The sequence below is a fragment of the Parachitinimonas caeni genome (genome assembly GCF_030129945.1).
GTDB classification, from domain to species: Bacteria; Pseudomonadota; Gammaproteobacteria; order Burkholderiales; family Chitinimonadaceae; genus Parachitinimonas; species Parachitinimonas caeni.
Window position 1 is genome coordinate 13,247 of sequence record NZ_JARRAF010000012.1, and the last position, 14,866, is coordinate 28,112.

A 14,866-nucleotide genomic window follows, 5' to 3' on the forward strand; every position below is an offset into this window, starting at 1 on the left:
CTACTCCCTGCTGGCGGGGCGACGGAAAAACAGCGTGACCTGACCCAACTCGATGCCGAATTTGCGCAGGCTGGCCCGGTTGACCAGGGTCTGTTCGTCGATCAGATACATCCAGTCGTCGAAATCGACCTCATAAACCGTGCCATCCACGGGCAGCCGCAGCCGATAGCGCCAGTTGAGCGCATTGCCAGCCATCTCGCCGATGGCCTCGCCGACGACATCCGCTGCGGTGCCGCGCCATCGACCATCCGCTTGTCGTTGCAACGTCCAGATGCGCTGCTGGGTGCTGCCGTCGCTGTAATGAAAGTCTTCGCGCAGTACCAGTTTCTGACCATCGAAGCGACCCTCCAGATCGACACGGAAGCGTTTGACGACCTCTCCATCGCGCTGCTGGAACATGCCCCAGGCCGTGGTTTTGCCTTCAAAGTACCGCACCAGATCCAGCGTCGGTTGTTGTGCCGCGTAATGCTGCACAGCGGGACCGGCGCAACCGGTCAGGCCCAGGCAGGCCAGGGCGATCAGCAACGGTTTCATGGTGTACCTCCGGTTTCTGCGATGGCGGCAGCCGGGCGCGGCTGCCGATCTGTAGCGCGTTCGACCATCAAGCCCAACGCCAGCAGCTTGCACAGACAGGGCAGGCCGCCGTAGAGCCAGACCAAGGCGCTGGTGCTGCCTGCAACACCGGGCTGGTAATGCAGATAGCTCAACAGTGGCAACAGCAGCCCGGCCAGTGCCAGCGTGAGCTTGGCCAGCAACGACCAGACGCCAAACCAGGCGGCCATCGGCTCGCTGGCTGGCAGGCGGGCAGCCAGCAGGACGGGAGGAAGGGCCAGATCCGCGCCAAGCGCCAGGCCGGTGAACAGGCAGATCAGGCCATAGGCCCACAGGTCACCGGGGCCGAGCATGCCGACGCCGGCAAACGCCAGCAGCGCCAATGTCATGGCACAGCGCCAGCTGGCTGCGGCGCCAATCTGGCGGGAAAGCCCAACCCAACCCGGCAGACTGATGGCACCGGCCAGAAAGTAGATCGCCAGAAACAGGCCAGACCACGGCTTGGCGGCCAGATGATCGGCAATGAAAAACAGCGAGAGTGTGGCGGCAATTGCCGATGCCAGACCGTTCAGGAAAAACGCGGCCAGCAGACGACTGATGGCGCGATCCTGCCACCCCAGCTGCCAACGGGGACGCTGTTGGGCGTGACTAATCTGCCAGGGGGGGGCCTGTGTCAGCAGCATGCCGACGCCGGCCATCAGCAATAGTCCGAATAAACCGCTGAACACCGCCATGCCCTGGCTTGACCACTGCAGCAATACCGTTGGCAGGAGGGAGGCCAGAATCACCCCGACCAGCGCACAGCCTTCGCGCCAGGCGGCGGCGCGGGCGAGGTCGTCCGGGTTGGGGCTTAGCCGGCTACCCCACGCCATCAGGGCAATATTCAGGAAGGAGTGGCCAAGATACACCGTCACCAGCGACAGACTCAGCCAAGTCGCCAGATGAGGACTGCCGCCCGGTGCTTGCCAGAGCGTAACGAAGCCCGCGCCGAGCAGCAGCATCGCCAGCTTGAGGGCGCTCGCCAGCTGCCGGCGCTGGGCCAGTCTATCGACCCAAAGCCCCAGAAACGGGTCTTGCAAGGTGTCGAGCAGCCGTGTGAAGAACAGCACGCTGCCAATCACCGGCAAGGCGAGGCCAAGCTGACGGCTATAGAAGTCTGGCACCAGCACATATAAAGGTAGCGCCGCAAAAGCCAGAGGCAGGCCGAGTGCGCCATAGGCGGCCAGTTGTCGGGTTTTCATGGCGCGGCCTTGCCCAGCAGGCTGTTGCGCAAATCCTGATCGCGACTGGCAGGGGAGAGCCAGATGGCGAAGAAAGCTTGGGCAAACTCGGCGTCGTTGATATCGGCCGTCTGCCTGTCCTGATAATAGAAACGCACGCCGCGTCCCGGCAGATGCAGACCGGTGATCTGGTCATTGGGGGCGACATCGACAAACGCACTCTGCATCAGGCTGCGCCAGCGTTTGAGCCGTTCCGGGTCGGGGGGCTCGCTGCGGGTACGCTTGATCTCGTCGAGACTGGTATCCACAAACTGATCGCGGCTGATGGCGCGGTGATAAGTCAGCCGCAGGGCGTATGGCTGACTGGCATCGAAGGGGAGACGGCTGGTCCAGAGTTCGGCGGTGTAGATGCGAAAGCCGAACCAGCGAAAGTCGCCGCCACCTGCCCGTTGTGCGGGGTTCACTACTTCACGCCAGCTGGCGTCGGCGATGCCGGCGGCCATCCAGGCTGACAGCACCCAAGCCCAGGCGCGAAGGCGGGGCTTAGTCCCGGCGTTGCAACTCGAACTGGACCACATCGGTACGCTCCTCGTCGAAGCCGGCTTCGCAGTAGGTGAAGTACAGGCGCCAGGTGCGGATGAAGGTTTCATCGAAACCCTGGTTACGGATTGCCTCCAGCTGGTCTTCGAAATTCGCCCGCCAGCGACGCAGGGTCTCGGCATAGTCGTGGCCAAAGGCATACTGGCTGCGCAGGCTCAGGCCGCGCCGTGCCGCATGGGCTGCGAAGCGCTCGGGGCTTGGCAGCATGCCGCCGAGGAAGATGAATTCGCGTATGAAGTCGCTGCTGCGCCGATAGCTGAGGAAGCGAGATTCGCAGAGGGTGATCGACTGTACCAATGCCTTGCCGCCCGGCTTCAGGCAGCGCCGCAAGGTTTCGAAGTAGCCATCCCAGTACTGCTCGCCGACGGCTTCGAACATCTCGATCGAGACAATGGCGTCGTATTCGCCAGACAGGTCGCGATAGTCGCGCAGTTCCAGCGTTGCCAGCTGTTCCAGACCGGCCTGGGCTACCCGCTGCCTGGCGATTTCGAGTTGCGAGGGTGAAATGGTAATGCCATGAACCGCGATACCAAGCCGGGCGGCGTGTTCGGCGAACCCGCCCCAGCCGCAGCCGACTTCCAGTACCTTCATGCCGGCATGTAAGCCCAGCGTGTCAACGATGCGTTGATATTTGGCGGCCTGTGCGGCCGGCAGCGAGCGCTGCCTGTCGTCTTCGAAGATTGCGCTGGAATAGGTCCAGCTCTCGTCCAGCCAACGCTGGTAGAACGCATTGCCGATGTCGTAGTGGGCGTGAATATTGCGCCGGCTGCCTCGTCGGCTGTTGGGGCGCAGACGATGCAGCAGGTTGTACCAGAGCTGTGACAGCCAGCCGCCAGTGATGGCCGAACGGAGTGCCGCTTCGTTCTGCAGTGCCAGCCGGAGCAGGCTGGTCAGGTCCGGCGAGTCTATCCAGCCCTGGCGATAAGCCTCGGCAAAACCAATATCCCCGGCAGACAGAATCCGGCCACAGGCTCGCCAGTCGTGCAGCGTGACGATGGCCCAGGGTTCGTGACGGGCATCGCCAAACAGCATGCGTTCGCCATCAGGGGTGATCAGGCTCAGATGGCCAACCTTGATCCGCTCCAGCATCGCCAGAAAGACCCGTGCCATGGGCGGAATCGCAGCAAAACTGCGGGAGACGTGTTGTTGAGTGCTCATGGATCGACTCCTGTCGAGAGGGGGATCGGCAAGGAAGGGGCGTCCGGCTTGGCCGTTTCGACGCTACGGCTTGACCCCTGTCTGGGTGGTTCGGGTTTGCGGAAGAACGGGACTTTGTGCCACCACAGCCGGAGAGCTTGCCAGTGGATGCGGGCGATGATGGCCAGTGTGAGCCAGGGGCGTCCCAGCACTGCGCGCCGCAGATTGGCTGCACTGAATGGATGCCGGTGTCCTCCCACGGCCGTGCGGATCAATAAGCCGGCGTTATCGTAGTAGTCGATCGACATCAGCGCCGTCGTGGGGCGCTCCCGCAGTCTGAATTGGTAGTGGCCCACTACGCGGCAGAATGGCGACACATGCATGAGCTTGCGGCAGTGGATGGGGCTGTCCTCACCCAACGGCCCACGATCTGCTGCCGTCAGCAGATAGCAATGACGTTCGCCAAAGGTATTGTTGACCTCGGCCAGCACAGCCCGCAGGGTCTGATCGGCATCGTGGCAGTACCAGAAGCTCACCGGGTTGAAGGCGTAGCCGAAGACGCGGGGAAAGGTCTGCAACCAGATCTGGCTGGCCGGCGGCAGGCCATGCTCCGCCAGCAGCGCCTGCATCCAGACGCTGAGGTCGCTGCCATCCCGTGGGCCATAGTCGCGGCGGTACAGGCTGAGCGGTCTCCAGCAGTCAACGCCGAACCAGCGCTGTGTCAGCACATCCAGCCGATCCAGCCGTACTCGCAGGCAAAAAATCCGGTAGACGAAGCGGTTGCGCCAGGGGCGTAGCCGCTCGTGCATGACCTGACCATCAATCAGGAAGGCATCCATTTCACACCCTCGCCCATTCCGGTAGCCGGACGAAATCTGCGGCCACGCGCAAGCCCGACTTCAGTCCGTCTTCATGAAAGCCATAACCCCCCCATGCCCCTGCAAACCAGCAGCGCTGATGCCCCTGCAAACGGGTGAGCTGGTGCTGTGCTGCAATGGCGGCGCTGTCGAAGACTGGGTGGTCGTAGTGGAACCGTGCCAACTCATGGCGGCTGGCCGGCTCTTGAGTCGGGTTCAGGGTGACCACGACAGGCTGCGTAAACGGTAGCGGCTGTAAACGGTTCAGCAAATAGCTGACGCACACCGGCTGCTCACCGTTCTGCCCGCTACTGCCAAGGTAGTTCCAGGCCGACCATACCGATCGACGTTGCGGCAGCAAGGCAGGGTCGGTGTGCAGAATCGCCAGATTCGGCTGGTAGCGGATAGCGCCGAGAACTGCGACTTCCTCGGCACTCGGATTGGCCAGCAGGCGCAGGCTATCCGGGGCGTGGGTGGCCAGAATCACGGCGTCGAAGTGCTCACTGCCCCAGTCGGTCTGTATCGAAACCCCTTCGCCGTGTCGCCGTATTTGCCGCACCGGGCTGCTCAGGCGCAGGTCGGGCAGCCGGTGCAGCATCCGTTTCACATATTCTCTGCCACCACCAAGTACGGTTTTCCATTGCGGTCGGCCATTGATCTGCAGCAGGGCATGATTCAGGCAGAAGCGTAGAAACGTCGCTGCCGGAAAATCCAGAATATCGCGGGGCGCACTCGACCAGATGGCGGCTGCCATCGGCAGCAGATACCAATCGCGGAAACTCGTGCCATAGCGCTCGGTGTCCAGCAGCTGGCCCAGTGTCGCGCCATCCTGCAGACAGCGTGCCAGGTAGGGCTCGGCCAGACGGTTGAAACGCAGAATGTCACGCAGCATGGACCAGAATCCCGGTGACAGCAGGTTGCTGCGCTGGGCAAAGACACCGTTCAAGTCTGTGCCGGCCCATTCGCGCCGCCCTTGGTCGAGCGATACGGCGAACGACATCTCGCTGGCGTGAATCGAGACGTCCAGCTCGGCAAATAGTGCAATCAGGTTGGGGTAGGTCCGATCGTTAAAAACCAGAAAACCGGTATCAACCGGATGTTGCCGGCCTTCGAGGTCGATCTCGACGGTGTTGGTGTGGCCTCCAGGGTAGCTATTGGCCTCGAAGAGGGTGACCTGATAGTGCGGCGCCAGCAGCCAGGCGCTGGCCAGGCCAGAGATGCCGGCACCAATCACGGCAACGCGCTGACCGCAGTCGGCTTGAGGCTGATAAGGGGCGCTGGTGGTTGGCATGGTGGCGATCCTGACAGTGACTTGGTTTCTTTTTACAAATAGCGGCTTGCAAGCTGCTAAGATGTGAATTGCTACTCTTCAGTAGCTAATCTACTACACAGTAAAAGAAATTACCAATGAGTATTTTTGGCAGAATCAGTTTCAAGGATCAGGCGTTCAAGTTGCGTGAAGACGCCATTCTTGATGCCGCGACCCGTATCCTCGCCAGCAAGGGCTTCGACCTGATGACGATGGACGATGTCGCGGCCGAAGTCGGCATTTCAAAGCCGAGTCTGTATAAGCATTTCAAGTCGAAAGATGAGCTGGTGGGCGCGGCGATGATCCGCCTGATCGACGGCGCGCTGGAGTTCTGGGATGGGCTGGCCAAAGAGTTGGGGCCGGTCGAGCGTCTGAGCGCTCTGCTGGAGTGGGCTTTACGGGTGCGGTTGGGGGGTGGACTGCCTTTCCTGCCTTCGACCAGCCCCACCGTGCGCGAGATGCTGACGCGCAATCTTGGTTACGTCACCAAGGTGCTCAGGCTCAACAACCAGCTTAAGGCAACCGTGCAGGCGGGCAAAAAACAGGGGGGATTGCGTGCGGATCTGCCCGACGATGTGATCCTGTTCAGCTACTACGCACGCACCTGCGACCCGGCAGTCGAATATCTGCGGCTCTACGCCGATATGCAGGACGATGCCATCGTCGCGCATATGCTCTCGGTGTGCTTTGAAGGTCTGGCCAGGCCGGCAGCCCAATAAGCACCTCAAAACAGCCTGGCTGGGGCGGTCCCTTGCCAAGCCGGGGGCTTGTTACGCCTAACGTGGCCGCGCCGATTTGCCGTCATTCAGATAATGCCAGGCGCGCACCAGTGCCGGCGCAGGGCCGCACAAATGCAGGAAGTCGCCGGCCTGCAATCGGAAGTCTGCCGTGGGGGGATGACGCGTGCCGGCGCGTTCTACAGCTTCGACCCTCACCTGCCATTGCTCGAAATCCAGCTCAGCCAGACATTTGTCGCTGGCAAAGGCGTTTTCAAACAGGATGTAGCGCTGGCGCGATGGCGTGCTGATGCCAAATTGCCAGCGCCGCTCGCCAAGGCTGACTTCCAGCCCATCCGGTTCGGCCCCAACAATTTTCAGGCCGTGTACGGTAACGCTATGGACCGGATCAAAGTGCATGCTGCCCGCCCAATAGCTATAGCCGACTTCATATTGGCCGGTGTGTAGCTGGATTTCTATGGATTGCCCACATTGCAGGCAGCGGGTGCAAAGGTGCCCGCTCTGGCCGCAAGCCTCCGTGGGCAGGCTGTCGAGCTGCTCGGCTAGATCCAGTGCCTTCCCGCATTCACATTGATACGCCATAGCAGCCATTCCTCTGAAAGCAAGAGTCAGCTGTCCCGCTGCTTTGCCAATAATGTCAACGAATACGCCGTATTTGTGCGTATCACCGCAGGACTCCGGTTCTCTACCATGCACAACATTCGCATTGGCTAATTTAGGTTTTTTTGACGTTAGGTTTGCAGCCGCGTTTTGCCGGAAAACGGCCTAACCCTGCGTTGCAGAGTGCTTGCATAGAATGACGATGCGGCACGCTCTGCGCCTTGTTCCAGGCCGTTTTCCGGCAAAACGCGACTGCAAACCTAACCTCAACAGAACCTCGTCCCGGAGCTTACCCATGTCACATCGTTCCCTGTTTGCTGCGCTGCTGATCTCTACCGCTGTTCCTGCCCTGGCCTGGAATAGTGAGCCTCAGTCCGTTTCATTTCAGAATAGCGAAGGCCGGAATATTCCCGCCAAGCTGTTCACGCCAGCTTCCTGGGTTCCAGGTAGCAATCAGCGTTTTCCGGCAGTGGTCATGCTGCATGGCTGCAGCGGCATCTATAGCAATAGTCTGCCGAATGCCCAATTCAGCAACATTCAGAGCCTGTTCCGCGAGTGGGCAGATCGGCTGACGGCAGCGGGTTATGTGGCCTTGCTGGTTGATAGCTTCACGCCTCGCAAGCCCGCCGGGCAAAACCAAAGCGAGTGCAATAATGGCGCTGGCGTGGGGATCTCCGAGGTGACGGAACGCCCGCTTGATGCCATGGCGGCACATCAATATCTGCAAGGTTTGACCGATCGGGTGCGTACCGACCGCATCGGCGTGCTTGGCTGGTCGCATGGCGCCAGCACCGTGCTGGCCACCCTGGCAGATACCCTGCCTGATGGCGTGACGCCCAAGCCCGAAGCGGCTGCCCGGCCATTCCGGGGCGGCGTCGCGTTTTACCCCGGATGCGGGCTGAACAGCGCCTATAACGGCATCACTTTCAGCAAATGGCGGCCTTATGGCGCCGTCAGCATTCTGCACGGCAGCGCCGATCCGTTGTATTACGACGCCAGCAAGAACACCTTTGCGCTGCAGTACAAGTGCACCACACGCCAGGATCGCGCCATCCAGTTTGGTGCGGGCGATGGCAACGGCAATCCGGTGACACTTACCGTCTATACCGGCGCTGCCCATAGCTTTGATATGGCAGGGGGGACCTGCGTCAGCACCGTCAGCACGCCCGATGCCTGTGCCAAACAGCAAGGTGATGCAGCGGCCATGGCAACGCTGAACCAGTTACTGCAATAAAGGAAGATCGTCGCAACAACCAGGCGATTCGCCTCGCGCCCAGCCAGATAAACTGACTGGGCGCTGGTTTTTGTGGGTAAAGAAAAGGTGAGGGAGTCCGAGAATCGGAATTCCCAGCTGTTTATTTGCAGCATTCAAACTGGGCAGATGACTCGGCCTCTGAACTTCAATCAACTTTAAATTCAGCTGGAAAATGGCAGATAAGTATTGGTCTGTAATGCGTGGGGCATAACTACGTAGTGCGGTTACTATTGGGTACGTTAAAAATCGTCGATACAATGAATGTTGCGTTGCACAAGTTTCGCAAAATGCCTAATAAATAATTTGACGGAGCACTCAAGATGAAAAGAATGATTCGTGTATTGGCGCTGGCGGCATGGTTATCTCCTCTTCTGGCTTATTCGGCTGATGAAGTCAAATTGATCAGGGCAAATAGCTCGATTGGCAGTAAATATGGTTTTACCTGGCAAAATACGGGGTTTGATGTCAAGGTAAAAGACCTGGGTTATGAAAAGTCGGTATCGATTCGCTATCGTGATGCTGACGGCAGCTGGCGTGATTCGGCACTCAGCTTTTCGCGTAAGGCAGAAGAGGGAAGGGAAATCTGGACTGGCAATATCGGCCGCTATCGCTCACAGGATGGCCAGCCACTGAGCCCTATCGACCTCGAATATGCGATTCGTTATACCGTAAATGGCACCGATTATTGGGATAATAATCAGGGTGCCAATTATCGTATGGCCGCCAATGCGGGCGAAAATCTCTATGGTGTCGAGGTGTATAACAACGCCTATTACCCGGTAAACAACTATTTCTACGGAAATTTGCTGGGTGGAACCGTGGTGTTGCGGAATATCGCACCGCATAAAGAAGTGCAGGTACATTATTCAATCGATAACTGGCAAACTGTCAAAGTTGCTCAGGCCCAGTATTCGCAATGGTATTGGATGGGGCAGTATGCGCATGTCGATAATCCATCCCCCACCGGCTTTGAAATCTGGTCTTATTATCTGGATGTCGGCAGCGCTAATCAGGTAGAGTACGCAATTAAATACAAGGTGGATGGCCAGACATATTGGGATAATAATTTCGGCCGCAATTACCGTACTACTTTGCTACGCCCGAGTTAAATCGTCTGTGTATGGAAAAAAGCCGCCAGTCTGTGAGATTGGCGGCCTTTTTCATTGGCGTTGATCTGGTTTTGTCGAATGCAGTGAATTCACCGTGAATAGTCGGGTTCCGTCTGCTAAAACCCAAGCAGGTGGCCCGATGTGATGGCAGGGCTGTCGAGAAGGTGCCGTTCGGCTTGCGCTGATGCAAACCCGGATCAGGCAAATTCAGACTTATTCACCCTTCAAGAGGTGTTTCCATGAAGAAAGTACTGCTTGCGGCAGCCTTTGTCGCTTTGACGCCGCTATGTTTGGCCGAGACGGTTTCCATCGGGGCGGAGGACGACTGGTACCCCTATTCCGGCAAGGTAAATGGCCAGGCCAAAGGCATGGCGGTGGACATCGTCGGGGCGGCATTCAAAGCAGCAGGTATCGATGTGAAATTCGAATCCTTGCCTTATGCGCGCTGCATGGCGATGGCAAAGTCGGGCGAAGTGGCAGGCTGTTTTGATACAGCACGCAACAGCACGCTGGAAAAAGAATACCTGTGGCACAAGCAGCCTTTGTTCAAGGCCCGCATTGCCATTTACGCTAGAGCTGATTCGAAGCAGAGCGGGCTCACGACCAAAGACCTGGAGGGTAAGGACGTGGGCGTGACCAATGATTACGAATATGGGGAAGAGTTTGACCGCAACACCAAGATACGGCGCAGCGTGTCGAACCAGGATGAACAAGGCTTCCGTAAGTTGGCCGCTGGCCGTGTTGAATACATGGTGGCCTACGAGAAAGTGGCTGATGCGGTCTTCAAAAAGAACGAGAAGGACTTTGCCGGTAAGTTCAAAGCGGTGGGTGAAACCGCCGTGCCCGAGCTCTATATTGCCTTCTCACAAAAGCGACCAGACAACCAGAAGATCGTGGATGCCTTCAATAAGGGCATGGACGCTATCCAGAAAGATGGCACCTACAAGCAGATTGTTGATCGCTGGAAGTAAGCCGCCGTCCCGAGCGTGATGGCTTGGGCGTAGGTGTTGCTACAGCAGACAAGGCCCGGCGTTGCCGGGCTTTGTTTTTTTCGCGTGCAGCCGGGATGAGGGGCCTGTCTTGCCCTACGCACCCCCTGGTGCCGCCACCGGATGAATGTCGGACATTGCGGATTGAATGTCCGAATTCCGCCAGCGCGGCCTGATTGCCGCGCGTATGCTTTGCGTCATGGAACTCACAGATGCAGCCTGCTACGCGGCATTTCTCTCGCACGACCGCAAATTCGACGGCCGCTTTTTCATCGGCGTCGCTTCGACCGGTGTGTATTGCCGCCCCGTTTGTTCGGTGCGTACGCCCAAGCCCGAAAACTGCAGTTACTACCCGAGTGCGGCGGCGGCCGAGCGTCAGGGCTTTCGGCCATGTTTGAAATGCCGTCCAGAACTGGCACCGGGTTTGGCGCCAGTCGATGCGGGCGGCCGCTACGCCAAAGTGGCAGCGCGGTTGATCGAATCGGGCTTTCTGGCCGATCACAACTGCCCGCAGCTGGCTGCCCGGCTGGGAATCACCGATCGCCATCTACGGCGCATCTTTGCCGAGCAGTTTGGGGCATCGCCGATTGAATATGCCCAGTCGCAGCGCCTGCTCAATGCCAAGCGGCTGTTGATGGATACCGACCTGCCATTGTTGCAGGTGGCGCATGAGGCCGGCTTCAGCAGCCTGCGCCGATTCAATGAAATGTTCTGCGATCGTTACCGCTTGTCGCCCAGCGAGATCCGGCAGCGACAGCAGGCCGGGTCGGCTCTGCCGGCTTCCCTGCAATTCCGTCTGGCTTATCGGCCACCCTATGACTGGGACTGGATGATGAACTTTATGGCCAGTCGTGCCATGAAAGGTCTGGAGACGGTCGAGGCAGGGAGCTATGTGCGCAGCCTGACGATCATGCAGGGGGGCAAGGCGCATCCTGGCTGGGTGCGGGTGACACCCGAGCCCACACAATCGCGGGTAGTGGTCGAGGTATCCGCAGGGCTAAGCCCGGTGGTGCCCGAAGTATTGGCGCAGATGCGGCAACTGTTCGATCTCGATGCGGAGCCGCAAGACATCGCCGAGGTGCTGGGTGAGCTGGCTTTACCCCGGCCGGGGCTACGTCTGCCAGGCGCGGTGGGTGGTTTCGAGTTCGCTGTGCGGGCGGTGCTGGAACAGCAGGTTAGCGTCAAAGCTGCGGCGACACTGGCTGGCCGCCTGATAGAGCGCTGCGGCGAGGTTATTGAAACGCCGTTTGCCGGTGTCTGCCGCTTGTTTCCCAGTGCCGAGGCCGTAGCGGCCCTGCCGGTTGAAGTGTTGCGCGAGATCGGTTTGAGTCGGCAACGGGCGCACTGTCTGCACACCCTGGCCAGCCAGCAGGCGCAGGGATTGCTGAGGCTGGATTTTGTGGTGGATGTCGAAGCAGCCATCACGCGGCTCACCGAGTTGCCGGGTATCGGCATCTGGACCGCGACTTACATTGCCATGCGTGCCTGGGGTTGGCCGGATGCTTTTCTGGCGACGGACCTCATCATCCGGCAACGGTTTGCCGGATATAAACCCATAGATATTGAGCGTCATGCAGAACGTTGGCGGCCCTGGCGGTCTTATGCCGTGTTGCATCTGTGGCAAGGCACCCCAATCCGGTTGACCGAGCCAGGGCTCTAGGTTCTGTTGACCTCAGGTTTACCGTCGCGCCAGATCGATTTTTGGGGCAGGGCTATACCCGTAAGGAGTAGGCCGTGGATGGTAAGGGCCAAAGCCCCAACCACCACGCACGACAGGGTGAGCGCGGTTTAGCGGGCTAAACACGCGAACCCTGACGACGCCTCGCCCCAAAAATCGACCCGGCCCGAAGTTAAGGAGAAAAATCATGTGGTATGCACGCTTTTACACCCGGCTGGGCAGCATGTTGGCGTTGGCGGGGCCTGATGGCCTCTTGGGCCTGTATTTTGCCGATCAGAAGTACCTGCCATCTTTGGCGGACGCGGTGGAGATGCCCAGCCACCCCATGCTGCGGCAGGCGCAGGCACAGCTCAATGCCTGGCTGGCAGGGGATATCGAGACTTTCGATCTGCCGCTGGCACCGCAGGGAACGCTTTTGCAGCAGCAAGTCTGGCAAGCCCTGCAGTCAATTCCGGCCGGCCAGACCTGGACCTATCTGCAGCTGGCCCGCCATGTTGGCCGCGAGCGGGCGGTTCGTGCGGTGGCGCAGGCGGTGGCCCGTAATCCGCTGATCATCGTGGTGCCTTGCCATCGCGTCATTGGCACCAATGGCAGTCTCACCGGCTTTGCGGCAGGCATTGAACGAAAGCGTGCCTTGCTTGATCGCGAGCAGCCCGCACTGGCCATTGCCTGCTGATTGGCCCTTTTTCCTTCAACGAGAAACCAAACAATCATGAAAACTCGTGATATTGCCGAAATGCTGATACTGGCTGCCCTGTGGGGGGCCTCTTTTATGTTCATGCGGCTGGCGGCGCCCGAATTCGGCCCAGTAGTACTGATTGAGCTGCGCGTGGCGCTGGCGGCACTCTGTCTGATACCGGTGCTGTGGTGGCGGCGGGGACAGATTCACCTCAAGGGTAACTGGCCGGCGTTAGCCATTGTGGGCATTACCAACTCGGCTTTGCCCTTCTGCCTGCTGGCCTTTGCCACACTGTATGTGACCGGCGGATTCGCGTCGATCCTGAATGCGACAACGCCACTCTGGGGGGCGGCAATTGCCTGGATATGGTTGGGCGATCGGCTTAGCGGCAGCCGTGTAGTGGGTCTGCTGGTGGGGTTTTGCGGTGTCTTGCTGCTGGTTTGGAACAAACTTCACTTCAGCGCAGGAGGCGCGGCCCTGGCGGTGCCTGCCGCCTTGCTGGCAACGTCGATGTATGGCTTCGCAGCCAACTACACCAAACAGCGGCTGACAGGTGTCAATTCGCTGGCTGTTGCAACCGGCAGTCTGATCTGCGCCGCGCTGTTACTGCTTCCAGCTGCCATCGCACTCTGGCCCCAGCATCCGGTCTCGGCACGGGCCTGGATGGCCGTCATCATCATGGCCATCGCTTCCACGGGGTTGGCCTATATCTTGTATTTCCGCCTGTTGGCGCGCATCGGGCCGGCCAAGGTGATGACGGTTACTTTTCTGATTCCCTTGTTTGGCGTGCTCTGGGGAGCGCTGTTCCTGAATGAACAGCCCACGCTGAATATGCTGGCGGGTAGCCTGGTGATTCTGCTGGGTACCGCCTTGGCTGCGGGCCTGGTCAGTCTGCCCGGCAAATTGGCGACCGCCCGCAGCGGATGATGCGACGACGTTTCTGGCTCGTGCTGGCGGTGTTGCTGGCCTGGATTGGCCTCGCGGCATGCAGCCGACCGCCGGCTGCGCTGCCCCATGATGCCTACATCTGGCAGCGGCAGTGGCGTCCGGCTTTGTTGCAGTCGATGGCTAGCTCTGCCGGGGCGATCCGGCAGTGGCGGGTGCTGGCGGCGGAGTCCGATCGCCGGGGGCGCTTGCAACCGGTGGCGTTTGATGCGGCGGCACTCAGGCAGAGCGGGCGACCCGTGGTACTGGTGGTTCGCATCGACGGCCAGCTGTCACAGCTGAACCTGAACACGTTGCGGCAGCAGATGACCCAGCTGTTGGCGCAGTGGCGGCAAACCGGGTTGGCTTTGTCCGGCCTGGAAATCGACCATGATTGCGCCACCGCCCGTTTGAGTGCCTATGCCGATTTCCTGGCGCAGCTGAAACCTGCGCTGGCGGGCTTGCCGCTATCGATCACTGCTTTACCGGCCTGGTTGGAAAGCGAGGCTTTGCCGGCAGTGTTGGGTCGGGTGGACGAAGTCGTGCTGCAGGTGCATGCGGTACGCAATCCGCGCCAGGGTTTGTTCGAATCGGACCAGGCCAGGCAATGGCTGGAGCGGTTTGCGCGCTACGACAAGCCCTTTCGCGTGGCGCTGCCGGCCTATGGTAGCCGCATTGGTTTTGATGCTGCGGGTGAGGTCGCTGCCGTGACCAGCGAAGCGCCCGGCAGGCGGGCGGGGGTGATTGAGCGCGAGCTGGTGGTAGAACCGCTTGCTGTCGCACGCTTGTTGCAAGGCTTGCAGCAGAAACATCCGGCCAACCTGCAGGGCGTTGTCTGGTTTCGTCTGCCAACGGCTGAAGACCAACGCGCCTGGAGTCTGTCAGGCTGGTTGCGGGTGGTGCAGGGGCAACCACTGCAAGCCGAGCCGGTGCCGCTGTTAGAGGCTGGTGATGTGCCTGGGCTGTATAACCTGATACTGCTCAATCGCGGCAATGTGGATGCCGGTTTGCCGCCGGTTATCCAGGCGCCAGCCAGTTGTGAGCTGGCCGATGCCTTGGCGGGGTATTCATTGCAGCTGACCCCGGCTGGCTGGCAATTCGAACGCCAGCAGGCGGGTCTGCTGGCTCCGGGCATGAAGCAAAGGGTGGGCTGGCTACGCTGCGCCAGTCCACCCAGTCTGAAGTGGCCGGCGGTTTGATCACGCTGGCCCGGCTGACGA

The 14,866-nt window shown here is 59.9% G+C and carries 15 protein-coding genes; 8 read left to right on the forward strand and 7 right to left on the reverse strand.

Going from position 1 to position 14,866, the window contains the following annotated elements; translation table 11 throughout:
• From PZA18_RS11780 to PZA18_RS11805, 6 genes are read right to left on the reverse strand one after another with little or no spacing between them, the layout of a single operon-like run.
• Positions 1-534, reverse strand: a complete 534-nt coding sequence (locus PZA18_RS11780) for a DUF3833 domain-containing protein (protein ID WP_284101043.1) — start codon at positions 532-534, stop codon at positions 1-3.
• On the reverse strand, positions 531-1,793 hold the full coding sequence (locus PZA18_RS11785; protein WP_284101044.1) for an MFS transporter: 1,263 nt from the start codon (positions 1,791-1,793) through the stop codon (positions 531-533). The genes PZA18_RS11780 and PZA18_RS11785 overlap by 4 nt, the downstream gene beginning before the upstream one ends.
• Positions 1,790-2,350 carry a chalcone isomerase family protein gene (locus PZA18_RS11790; protein WP_284101045.1) on the reverse strand — a complete coding sequence of 187 codons (561 nt, stop codon included), beginning with the start codon at positions 2,348-2,350 and terminating at the stop codon, positions 1,790-1,792. Before PZA18_RS11790 ends, PZA18_RS11785 begins: the two co-directional genes overlap by 4 nt.
• Positions 2,316-3,530 carry an SAM-dependent methyltransferase gene (locus tag PZA18_RS11795; RefSeq protein ID WP_284101046.1) on the reverse strand — a complete coding sequence of 405 codons (1,215 nt, stop codon included), beginning with the start codon at positions 3,528-3,530 and terminating at the stop codon, positions 2,316-2,318. Before PZA18_RS11795 ends, PZA18_RS11790 begins: the two co-directional genes overlap by 35 nt.
• On the reverse strand, positions 3,527-4,348 hold the full coding sequence (locus PZA18_RS11800; protein WP_284101047.1) for a DUF1365 domain-containing protein: 822 nt from the start codon (positions 4,346-4,348) through the stop codon (positions 3,527-3,529). The genes PZA18_RS11795 and PZA18_RS11800 overlap by 4 nt, the downstream gene beginning before the upstream one ends.
• Position 4,349: 1 nt before the next feature.
• Entirely contained in the window at positions 4,350-5,657 is a 1,308-nt protein-coding gene (locus PZA18_RS11805; RefSeq protein WP_284101048.1) for an NAD(P)/FAD-dependent oxidoreductase, read from the reverse strand.
• 116 nt (positions 5,658-5,773) lie between these two features.
• Here PZA18_RS11805 and PZA18_RS11810 point away from each other — a divergent pair, with 116 nt between their 5' ends.
• Positions 5,774-6,394, forward strand: a complete 621-nt coding sequence (locus tag PZA18_RS11810) for a TetR/AcrR family transcriptional regulator (RefSeq protein ID WP_284101049.1) — start codon at positions 5,774-5,776, stop codon at positions 6,392-6,394.
• Positions 6,395-6,451: 57 nt separating this feature from the next.
• Here PZA18_RS11810 and PZA18_RS11815 read toward each other — a convergent pair whose 3' ends face one another.
• Positions 6,452-6,994 (reverse strand): hypothetical protein, encoded by a 543-nt coding sequence (locus PZA18_RS11815; RefSeq protein ID WP_284101050.1) that lies wholly within the window; start codon positions 6,992-6,994, stop codon positions 6,452-6,454.
• 313 nt (positions 6,995-7,307) lie between these two features.
• On the opposite strand from PZA18_RS11815, the gene PZA18_RS11820 reads away from it, so the two are divergent.
• The 7 genes from PZA18_RS11820 (at position 7,308) to PZA18_RS11850 (ending at position 14,845) form a co-directional block, all read left to right on the forward strand.
• Positions 7,308-8,246, forward strand: a complete 939-nt coding sequence (locus tag PZA18_RS11820) for a dienelactone hydrolase family protein (protein WP_284101051.1) — start codon at positions 7,308-7,310, stop codon at positions 8,244-8,246.
• A 341-nt stretch (positions 8,247-8,587) separates the two neighbouring features.
• On the forward strand, positions 8,588-9,376 hold the full coding sequence (locus tag PZA18_RS11825; RefSeq protein WP_284101052.1) for a carbohydrate-binding protein: 789 nt from the start codon (positions 8,588-8,590) through the stop codon (positions 9,374-9,376).
• Positions 9,377-9,615: 239 nt separating this feature from the next.
• Positions 9,616-10,347 (forward strand): substrate-binding periplasmic protein, encoded by a 732-nt coding sequence (locus tag PZA18_RS11830; protein ID WP_284101053.1) that lies wholly within the window; start codon positions 9,616-9,618, stop codon positions 10,345-10,347.
• A gap of 166 nt (positions 10,348-10,513) precedes the next feature.
• Entirely contained in the window at positions 10,514-12,025 is a 1,512-nt protein-coding gene (gene alkA / locus PZA18_RS11835; protein ID WP_284101054.1) for a DNA-3-methyladenine glycosylase 2, read from the forward strand.
• 205 nt (positions 12,026-12,230) lie between these two features.
• Positions 12,231-12,719 (forward strand): methylated-DNA--[protein]-cysteine S-methyltransferase, encoded by a 489-nt coding sequence (locus tag PZA18_RS11840; protein ID WP_284101055.1) that lies wholly within the window; start codon positions 12,231-12,233, stop codon positions 12,717-12,719.
• A 36-nt stretch (positions 12,720-12,755) separates the two neighbouring features.
• Entirely contained in the window at positions 12,756-13,649 is an 894-nt protein-coding gene (locus PZA18_RS11845; protein ID WP_284101056.1) for a DMT family transporter, read from the forward strand.
• Positions 13,646-14,845 carry a DUF3142 domain-containing protein gene (locus PZA18_RS11850; RefSeq protein ID WP_284101057.1) on the forward strand — a complete coding sequence of 400 codons (1,200 nt, stop codon included), beginning with the start codon at positions 13,646-13,648 and terminating at the stop codon, positions 14,843-14,845. Before PZA18_RS11845 ends, PZA18_RS11850 begins: the two co-directional genes overlap by 4 nt.
• Positions 14,846-14,866: the final 21 nt, after the last annotated feature.

Coding starts and splice junctions, on each gene's coding strand:
- PZA18_RS11780 (WP_284101043.1), bottom strand. CDS start 534: ATGAAACCGTTGCTGATCGCCCTGGCCTGCCTGGGCCTGACCGGTTGC.
- PZA18_RS11785 (WP_284101044.1), bottom strand. CDS start 1,793: ATGAAAACCCGACAACTGGCCGCCTATGGCGCACTCGGCCTGCCTCTG.
- PZA18_RS11790 (WP_284101045.1), bottom strand. CDS start 2,350: ATGTGGTCCAGTTCGAGTTGCAACGCCGGGACTAAGCCCCGCCTTCGC.
- PZA18_RS11795 (WP_284101046.1), bottom strand. CDS start 3,530: ATGAGCACTCAACAACACGTCTCCCGCAGTTTTGCTGCGATTCCGCCC.
- PZA18_RS11800 (WP_284101047.1), bottom strand. CDS start 4,348: ATGGATGCCTTCCTGATTGATGGTCAGGTCATGCACGAGCGGCTACGC.
- PZA18_RS11805 (WP_284101048.1), bottom strand. CDS start 5,657: ATGCCAACCACCAGCGCCCCTTATCAGCCTCAAGCCGACTGCGGTCAG.
- PZA18_RS11810 (WP_284101049.1), top strand. CDS start 5,774: ATGAGTATTTTTGGCAGAATCAGTTTCAAGGATCAGGCGTTCAAGTTG.
- PZA18_RS11815 (WP_284101050.1), bottom strand. CDS start 6,994: ATGGCGTATCAATGTGAATGCGGGAAGGCACTGGATCTAGCCGAGCAG.
- PZA18_RS11820 (WP_284101051.1), top strand. CDS start 7,308: ATGTCACATCGTTCCCTGTTTGCTGCGCTGCTGATCTCTACCGCTGTT.
- PZA18_RS11825 (WP_284101052.1), top strand. CDS start 8,588: ATGAAAAGAATGATTCGTGTATTGGCGCTGGCGGCATGGTTATCTCCT.
- PZA18_RS11830 (WP_284101053.1), top strand. CDS start 9,616: ATGAAGAAAGTACTGCTTGCGGCAGCCTTTGTCGCTTTGACGCCGCTA.
- alkA (WP_284101054.1), top strand. CDS start 10,514: ATGTCCGAATTCCGCCAGCGCGGCCTGATTGCCGCGCGTATGCTTTGC.
- PZA18_RS11840 (WP_284101055.1), top strand. CDS start 12,231: ATGTGGTATGCACGCTTTTACACCCGGCTGGGCAGCATGTTGGCGTTG.
- PZA18_RS11845 (WP_284101056.1), top strand. CDS start 12,756: ATGAAAACTCGTGATATTGCCGAAATGCTGATACTGGCTGCCCTGTGG.
- PZA18_RS11850 (WP_284101057.1), top strand. CDS start 13,646: ATGATGCGACGACGTTTCTGGCTCGTGCTGGCGGTGTTGCTGGCCTGG.